Consider the following 6,531-nt stretch of genomic DNA (forward strand, 5'->3'; position numbering starts at 1 on the left):
CGGGCACATGGCCGACGTTGCGCTGCCAGGCGCCCTTGGGCGTGCCGTAATGCGGATTGATGCCGATCCCGGAATAGGCGAATTCGGTCATGTTGGTGCGGCCGATCACCACGAAGCCGGCGCGGCGCAGCCGCGCCACCGCTGATGCATCGACCTCGGCCGGGGCTGAATCGTCGAGCGCGCGGGAGCCTGCGCGGGTCACCTGGCCCCTGATGTCGAACAGGTCCTTGATCGAGACCGGAATGCCGGCGAAACGCGACGGCGCCGCCTTGATCTCACGCAGCCGGTCCATCGCCTCGGCGGCCTCGATTGCGGCTTCGGCGTCGACTCGGACAAAAGCCCGCGCCCCCTCGCCCGAGTTGTCGGCGATTTTGGCGAGACAGCCGTCGACCAGCTTGCGGGCGCTGGTGCGGCCGCTGGCCAGATCGTCGGCCAGCGTGGCAAGGGTCGGTGCGGCAAGGCTTGGTCCAGCAAGGGTCGGGGCGTTCGGCATGGCGCGTGCTCGCTTCATCCAGGTTGCGGAGATGTTATGGAGCACGGCGCGCGGCCGATCAATCCTCGAGGCAAGCGCGCTTTGGCGGTGGCATGCAAGCCCGCCGGGAGACCGACAGTGCGCGTGCCGGAATAGGGCCATGCAACGTTGTGGCTGGACCGTTGACGCCAGATGGTCAATGTCGCATCAAGACCGCAACATGCGGGCCACGCCGCCTGCGCCCCAATGGAGGAAATGACCGATATGGCCGAGCCAGCGCGCGCGCGACCGAAACCGACACCGGAAACCCAGCATTTCTGGGATGGCACCGCCGCCGGCGAGTTGCGGCTGCAGCGCTGCGACGCCTGCGCCAACGTCTATTTTCCGCCGCGCCCGTTCTGCCCGTCCTGCGCCTCGCGCAAGGTCTCGATCTTCAAGGCCAGCGGCAAGGGCACGCTGTACAGCTACGTCATCAACCACCGCCCCGCCGCGCCCGGTTTCACCCCGCCTTACGCCATTGCCGTAGTGGAACTGGAGGAAGGCCCGCGGATGATGAGCAACATCGTCGACTGCCCGCAGACGCCGGAGGCGCTCGAGCTCGACATGAAGCTGGAAGTCGCGTTCGAGAAGCTCGACGACAAGATCACCCTTCCCCTGTTCCGTCCGGCGAAGGGCTAAGCACCATGCGCAGAAACGCAGTCGCCGTCGTCGGCGCAGCCGAGACCACCGAGCTCGGCGTCATTCCAAACATGTCGCAAATCCAGTTGCACGCGGATGCGGCGCTGAACGCCATTGCCGATGCAGGCCTGAAGCTGTCCGACATCGACGGCATCGCCACCGCGGTGGAGACGCCGCAACAGATCGCGCATTACCTCGGCATCAAGCCGACCTGGGTCGATGGCACCTCGGTCGGCGGCTGCTCGTTCATGCTGCATGTCCGCCACGCCGCCGCCGCGATCGAGGCCGGGCTGTGCAAGACCGTGCTGATCACGCATGCCGAGAGCGGCAAGTCGATGATCGGCAAGCTGCCGCGCTCGACGCCTCCGGACAGTCTCAATGGCCAGTTCGAGTCACCGTTCGGCGTCTACGGGCCGCCGAGCATGTTCCCGATTCCCGTGCTGCGCTACATGAAGACCCACGGCATCACCCATGAGCAGATCGCCATGGTCGCGGTGGTGCAGCGCGAATGGGCCGCGAAGAACCCGCGCGCCATGATGAAGGCGCCGATCACGGTCGAGGACGTGCTGAACTCCAAGATGATCGCCTATCCGTTCCGCATCCTGCAATGCTGTCTCGTCACCGACGGCGGCGGCGCCCTGATCCTGACCTCAGCCGACCGCGCCAAGGACTTTCCGAACAAGCCGGTCTATATCCTCGGCACCGGCGAGAGCGTGGAAACGCCGATGGTCAGCCAGATGGAGACCTTTGACAGTTCGCGCGCGTTCCGCACCGCAGGCCCCCTCGCTTTCAAGGAAGCCGGCATCGCCCACAAGGACGTCGACCACCTGATGATCTACGACGCCTTCGCGCATCTGCCGCTCTACGGCCTCGGCGACCTCGGCTTCATGCCGCATGAAGAGACCGGCAGGTTCATCGCCGACGGCAACACCCGCCCAGGCGGCAAGCTTCCGCTCAACACCAATGGCGGCGGCCTCAGCTACATGCATTCCGGCATGTACGGCATGTACGCGCTGCAGGAGAGCGTGCGGCAGATGCGCGGTATCGCTCCGGCGCAGGTCAAGGACGCCAAAATCTCGGTCTGCCACGGCGTCGGAGGCATGTTCGCGGCCTCCGGCACGATCATCTTTACCAACGAGAAGTAATCACCTTCGTCATTCCGGGATGGTCCGAAGGACCAGACCCGGAATCTCGAGATTCCGGGTTCGATGCTTCGCATCGCCCCGGAATGACGAAGGACAACAGGAGAACCCCATGACAAAATCACTGCAGGATAAGGTCATCATCGTCACCGGCGCGGGCCGCGGCATCGGCCGCGAGATCGCGTTGCTCTGTGCCGCCGAGGGCGCCAAGGTCGTGGTCAACGATCCCGGCGTTGCCGCCGACGGCGCCGGCAACAGCGCCGCGCCCGCCGAGGAGGTTGTGGAAGAAATCAAGAAGCGCGGCGGCACCGCGGTCGCCAATTTCGAGTCGGTAGCGGAAGCGGTCCCCGCAAGCAAGATCGTCAAGATGGCGGTCGACACCTATGGCAGGCTCGACGGCGTGGTCAACAATGCCGGCATCCTGCGCGACGCCATCTTCCACCGCATGAGCATCGATGCCTTCGAATCCGTCATCAAGGTTCACTTGATGGGCTCGTTCTACGTCAGCCACGCCGCGGCCCGGCTTTTCCGCGAACAGGAGAGCGGCTCCTTCGTGCACTTCACCTCGACCTCGGGCCTGATCGGCAATTTCGGCCAGGCCAATTACGCCGCGGCAAAACTCGGTATCGTCGGCCTGTCGAAGTCGATCGCGCTCGACATGGGGCGCTTCAACGTGCGCTCGAACTGCGTCTCGCCCTTCGCCTGGACCCGGATGATCGGCACCATCCCGACCGAGACCGAAGCCGAGAAGGCGCGGGTCGAGAAGATCAAGCAGATGGGCCCGGAGAAGATTGCACCGATCTGCGCCTATCTGCTCAGCGACGCCGCCAAGGACGTATCAGGGCAAATCTTCGGCGCACGCATGAACGAGCTCTTCCTGTTCAGCCAGAACCGGCCGCTGCGCTCGGTGCATCGCAGTGAAGGCTGGACGCCGCAGACCATCGCCGAACACGGCATGCCGGCGCTCAAGGGTTCGTTCTACAAGCTCGACCGCTCGGCGGATATTTTCCCCTGGGATCCGGTCTAGCTTTAGACCACGCTGCATCAACATGTCGTCCCCGCGTTCGCGGGAACGACGATTACCCGCTATTCCTCAACCCCGCCGAAATCCCGTTGATCGTCAGCTGTATCCCGCGCAGCACCTGCTCGTCGGGGTTTTGCGCGCGGTGCTCCTTCAACAACTCGACCTGCACGTGGTTGAGCGGATCGAGATACGGGAAGCGATTGCGGATCGAGCGCTCCAGCAGAGGATTGCCCTGCAGCAGGCGCTCCTGCCCCATGATATCCAGCAGCGTCTCGATCGAGAGATGCCATTCGCGCCGGATGCGGCCGAAAATCTTTTCGCGCAACTCCGTATCCGGCACCAGCTCGGCATAGCGCGAGGCGATCGCGATCGAGCTTTTGGCCAGCACCATGTCCATGTTCGACAATAGCGTGCGGAAGAACGGCCACTCCCGGTAGAGCTCCTTCAGGAACGGCATGCCCTTGTCGGGATGATCGGCGATCCAGGCTTCCACCGCGCTGCCAAAGCCGTACCAGCCCGGCAGCATCAGCCGGCACTGCGCCCAGCTGAACACCCAGGGAATGGCGCGCAGGTCCTCGATGGCGCGGGTTTTCTTGCGCGACGCCGGCCGGCTGCCGATGTTCAACGTCGAGATTTCGGTGATGACGGTCGACGCCCAGAAATATTCCACGAAACCGTCGGTCTCGTAGACCAGCCCGCGGTAGGCCCCAAAGGCGAGCCCCGACAACTGCTCCATCGCTTCGAGATATTCGCGCCGCGGCGCGCTGTGTCTCGGCTGCAGCAGGCTCGCCTCCAGCGTGGCGGCGGCGAGGATTTCCAGATTGCTGCGGCCAACTTCGGGGTTGGAATATTTGCTGGAGATGATTTCGCCCTGCTCGGTGATGCGGATCTGGCCGTTCACCGCGCCGCCAGGCTGCGCAATGATGGCGTCATAGCTCGGCCCGCCGCCGCGCCCGACCGAGCCGCCGCGGCCGTGAAACAGCCGCAAGCGCACGTGATGGCGCTCGAACACCTCGATCAGGCCGATCTCGGCCTTGTAGAGCTCCCAGCCCGAGGTGACGAAACCGCCGTCCTTGTTGCTGTCGGAATAGCCGAGCATCACTTCCTGCACCGCGCCGCAGCTGTCCACCAGCTTGCGGTAATCGTGCAGCGCCAGCATGCGATCCATGATGCCGCTCGATGCCTGCAGATCCTCGATGGTCTCGAACAGCGGCACGATGTTGATCGAGCTGCGGCCGGAGGGATGGACCAGCCCAGCCTCCTTCAAGAGTACTGCGACCTCCAGCATGTCGGACATGCCCTTGCACATCGAGATGATGCATTGGGGAATCACGTTGCTGCCGAATTTGGCATGGGCCTCGGCGGCGGCGTGGAACACCGCGAGTTCGCCTGATGTCTCCTCGCTGTATTTGACGAAGGCGGAAGTCAGCGGCCGGGCGTTGCGCAGTTCACCCGCGAGCAGCGCGATCCGCGCTTCCTCGTTCAGCGCCAGATAGGACATGCCCGGCATCGCCGCGTCGATCAGTTCGGCGACGGTGCGCTCGTGCACGGCGGAATTCTGCCTGATGTCGAGACTGGCAAGGTGGAACCCAAAGCAATCCACGGCGCGGCGCAACAGCCGCAGCCGGCCGCGCGCGATCACGCCCGAATTGTTCGAGATCAGCGAGCGGTAGAGAATATCGAGATCGGTCTTGAACTCCGCCACATCGGCATAGGCCGCGGCTTCGCCAACCGGCCGCCGGGTGATGCCGACATCCAGCCCCAGCGCGGTCGCGGTCAGCCGCGCGTAAATGCCCGATACCGCGAGGCGATAGGGCTCGCCGCTGCGATGCGGCGACTTGTCGGGCGAGCGTTCGGCGAGATGGCGCAGATCCTTGGAGACGTCGGCCAGGTGCGCTGCCATCGACAGCTCGGAGCCGAGCACGTGCAGTTCCTCGAGATAGAAGCGCAGCACCCGGCTCGACTGCAGCTTGAGCGTGCCGCGCATCACCTCGGCGGTCACGAACGGGTTGCCGTCGCGATCGCCGCCGATCCAGCTGCCCATTCTCAGGAACGACGCCAACTCGCCGCGGACGGCGTCGCCCTCGTTCAGCCGGTCCTCCAGCGCGCAGTGCAGCCGAGGCACCTCGCGCAGGAAGGTGTAATCGTAGAACGACAGGCCATTGGTGACTTCATCGAGCACGGTGAGCTTGGTCCGCCGCAACAAATTGGTCTGCCACAGCGTCAGCACCTCGCGGCGCAGCTGCTCGTCGCTGGCTTCAATCTCTTCCGGCGTCAATTGCACCCGTTCGCGGCGGTCCAGCAGGGCTGCGACCTCCATCTCGCGGTCGATCGTGCTCTTGCGGCGAACTTCGGTGGGGTGCGCGGTCAGGACCGGGCTGATCAGGGCTTCCGAGAAGAATTTGCGCAGGTCGGCCGAGCTGAAGCCCGCCGCACGGGCATGTGCCAGGGTCAGCGGCAGCGTGCCTGGGCGCGGTGTGCCACCGGCGGTCGAGCGCGTCCGCATCTGGCGGATGTTGTTCTGGTCCTCGGCGATGTTGGCGAGGTGCGAAAAATAGCTGAAGGCGCGGACGATGCGCACGGTCTGGCTGGTCGACATGCTGTCGAGGATCAGTTCGAGCTCGCGCCGCGCCGGCTTGTCGTCGTCGCGGTGGAACCGGATCGAGGTCTGCCGGATGCGCTCGACGAGGTCGAACACGTCGGCGCCTTCCTGGTCGCGCACGGTGTCGCCAAGGATGCGCCCCAGCAGCCGGATGTCCTCACGAAGCCGGGCGTCCGCCTCGATGTCCTCGCTGCGGTTGGGACGCGAATCCGGGTCGGAAGGCACGATCTGGGGTGACATGGTCGGTTACTCCAGAAATTGCCCGGCAGTTCTGGAGTGTGCAAGTTTTTTGCCGCAGTGCAAGATAAAGATGGCGGCGTTGCCATCCATCGTCGTCCCGGACAAGGAAGCGCAGCGACCGCCGATCCGGGATCCATACGCCGCGGCTTATCGTCTTACCAAAGGTGTCTGCCCCCGTGCCTCAACGAGGCGGCACGGCTTATGGGTCCCGGATCGGCGTTCGCTAACGCTCACTTGTCCGGGACGACGGGAAGTTAAATCTTCCTTCCCGCCCGCTCCCAATGGGGATCGCGCAGGCGGCGCTTGAAGATCTTGCCGGAATCCTCGCGTGGCAGGGTCTGCTGGATTTCGACGTGTTTTGGCACCTTGTAAT

5 protein-coding genes are annotated in these 6,531 nt (G+C 64.5%); 3 read left to right on the plus strand and 2 right to left on the minus strand.

The genetic code is table 11. The features are described from left to right. The coding region (locus Q7U29_RS10255) for an amidase family protein (RefSeq protein WP_304741009.1) at window positions 1-493 on the minus strand (493 nt) is incomplete at its 3' end. A 243-nt stretch (window positions 494-736) separates the two neighbouring features. On the opposite strand from Q7U29_RS10255, the gene Q7U29_RS10260 reads away from it, so the two are divergent. The 3 genes from Q7U29_RS10260 (at window position 737) to Q7U29_RS10270 (ending at window position 3,319) form a co-directional block, all read left to right on the plus strand. Next, window positions 737-1,150 carry a Zn-ribbon domain-containing OB-fold protein gene (locus Q7U29_RS10260; RefSeq protein WP_304741010.1) on the plus strand — a complete coding sequence of 138 codons (414 nt, stop codon included), beginning with the start codon at window positions 737-739 and terminating at the stop codon, window positions 1,148-1,150. 5 nt (window positions 1,151-1,155) lie between these two features. Next, window positions 1,156-2,295: a thiolase gene (locus tag Q7U29_RS10265; protein WP_304741013.1), complete on the plus strand. Its 1,140-nt coding sequence runs from the start codon at window positions 1,156-1,158 to the stop codon at window positions 2,293-2,295. Window positions 2,296-2,404: 109 nt separating this feature from the next. Further along, a complete protein-coding gene (locus tag Q7U29_RS10270; RefSeq protein ID WP_304741016.1) occupies window positions 2,405-3,319 on the plus strand; it encodes an SDR family NAD(P)-dependent oxidoreductase in 915 nt (304 codons plus the stop codon). A gap of 52 nt (window positions 3,320-3,371) precedes the next feature. Here the strand turns inward: Q7U29_RS10270 and ppc are convergent, their stop codons facing one another. After that, complete coding sequence (ppc, locus tag Q7U29_RS10275; protein ID WP_304741019.1) at window positions 3,372-6,158, minus strand: phosphoenolpyruvate carboxylase; 2,787 nt, start codon at window positions 6,156-6,158, stop codon at window positions 3,372-3,374. Window positions 6,159-6,531: the final 373 nt, after the last annotated feature.

The organism is Bradyrhizobium sp., from assembly GCF_030654605.1.
In the GTDB taxonomy this organism is placed as follows: domain Bacteria; phylum Pseudomonadota; class Alphaproteobacteria; order Rhizobiales; family Xanthobacteraceae; genus Bradyrhizobium.